1 tRNA gene and 2 rRNA genes are annotated in these 1754 nt (G+C 40.7%); all 3 read left to right on the forward strand.

The features are described from left to right. Positions 1-100 (forward strand): 5S ribosomal RNA (rrf, locus tag H5185_RS21985); the annotation flags it as partial. Positions 101-145: 45 nt separating this feature from the next. Continuing rightward, positions 146-221: transfer RNA gene (locus tag H5185_RS21990), tRNA-Thr, on the forward strand. Between the two features lie 36 nt (positions 222-257). Next, positions 258-373, forward strand: a 5S ribosomal RNA gene (gene rrf, locus H5185_RS21995). The last annotated feature ends 1381 nt before the right edge of the window (positions 374-1754 follow it).

A 1754-nucleotide genomic window follows, 5' to 3' on the forward strand; every position in this document is an offset into this window, starting at 1 on the left:
CTGTGGCACCACCTGATCCCATTCCGAACTCAGAAGTGAAACACAGTATCGCCGATGGTAGTGTGGGGTCTCCCCATGCGAGAGTAGGTCATTTCCAGGCGCCTAATTTCTCTTTTACGAAAGAGTATGTTCCAAGAAGTAATTTGCTGATATGGCTCAGTTGGTAGAGCGCATCCTTGGTAAGGATGAGGTCCCCAGTTCGATTCTGGGTATCAGCACCAAGAGTTATCTAGTGTAATGTCCTAGAAAAGAGTTTGTCTGGAAACCATAGAGCTGTGGCACCACCTGATCCCATTCCGAACTCAGAAGTGAAACACAGTATCGCCGATGGTAGTTTGGGGTCTCCCCATGCGAGAGTAGGTCATTTCCAGGCGCCAAATAAAACAAAAAGGCCACCTTAATCGGGTGGCCTTTTTGTTTTTGCCTAAAGTTGTTCTCAATGTGAATCATTAGCTAGTGTGGATGATATGCCCATGCCAGGGTCGTTTGTTTTCCCAGCGATAAAGAATACTGCAAGGCCACCTTAATTGTGTGGCTTTTTGTTTTGTGTCTAAAGTTGTTCTCAATGTGAATCATTAACCAGTGTGGATGATATGCCCATACCAGAGTCGGTTATTTTCCCGGCGCTAAATAACACTGCAAGGTCACTTTAATCAGGTGGCATTTTTGTTTTGTGCCTAAAGACTTCTCAATGCGAATCGTTAACTAGTGTGGATGATATGCCCATGCCAGAGTCGGTTGTTTTCCCAGCGCTAAATAACACTGCAAGGCCACCTTAATCGGGTGGCCTTGCTGTTTTTTTGCTAGAAAACCGTTCTCGAACATGAGCCATTAACTCTTGTGGATGATATGCCCATGACAGAGTAAGTTATTTTTAGGCACCTAGTTGACTTGAAATCGTCGCGAGATAGGCCACTATTTTGTTGCGGCTGTCTTGTGTCCAAAATTTGAGGGAATGGTCGTTGATAGCATTACATAATAGTATGTTTATATACCTATGCCAGAGGCGGTTATTTTATACGCTTAATTGATGTAAAAATCCCTGAGAAATTGAAGATGCGTTTAATGCATGTCATTTTTCGGTTGAAAACAATGATCGCACATGATCAATAAAAATCTATGGTCGATAACCCTGAGATAGCTGATTATTTCCAGGCATCTAATTAAGGTGAGGGAGTCGTGACACAGCGGGTTATAATGCAGTGGTTTTTATGGCTGCAGTTTGATAACTCAAAGTACTTGAGCTATATAATCAAATATGACACTCGTATCGTGTATGTCGCTACGAGTAACAAGCTTTAATAAGAGCCGGAGCGAGGATGGATGAAGGTCCTGCGTTTATTAAACAAAGCTAGTAAGATAAGGTATTAGAAAATCAGCTTAGATGCTCGTCGTTACTGGTAGTTTTTTAGCCTGTTATTTATGGCTTTATATTATCTCTTATTAAAGTCTAGTAACCATTTACTCATATAGCTGGTCTATGGTGACATGCTGTTGATTTGACATTGTTCGTTGCTAACCTTCGCCGTTAATCTTGATGTTTCAGGTTTCATTTAATTAATAGGTTTCTGATGTTATTCATCTCTTTGTTGTCTACAAATCAATAGCGATTAAATTGAAGTAAGACTGATCAGCTAGCCCACTATATCTAAGTATCACTTACCTATCTAAGCCGCAGTGAATTCAATTCTTTACACAGTATCGTCTTAGATGTGTTTATTAAATCAGCCATCATATTTGCCTATTAGTCATCT

This window comes from Shewanella sp. SG44-6, assembly GCF_014164185.1.
Lineage (GTDB): Bacteria > Pseudomonadota > Gammaproteobacteria > Enterobacterales > Shewanellaceae > Shewanella > Shewanella vesiculosa.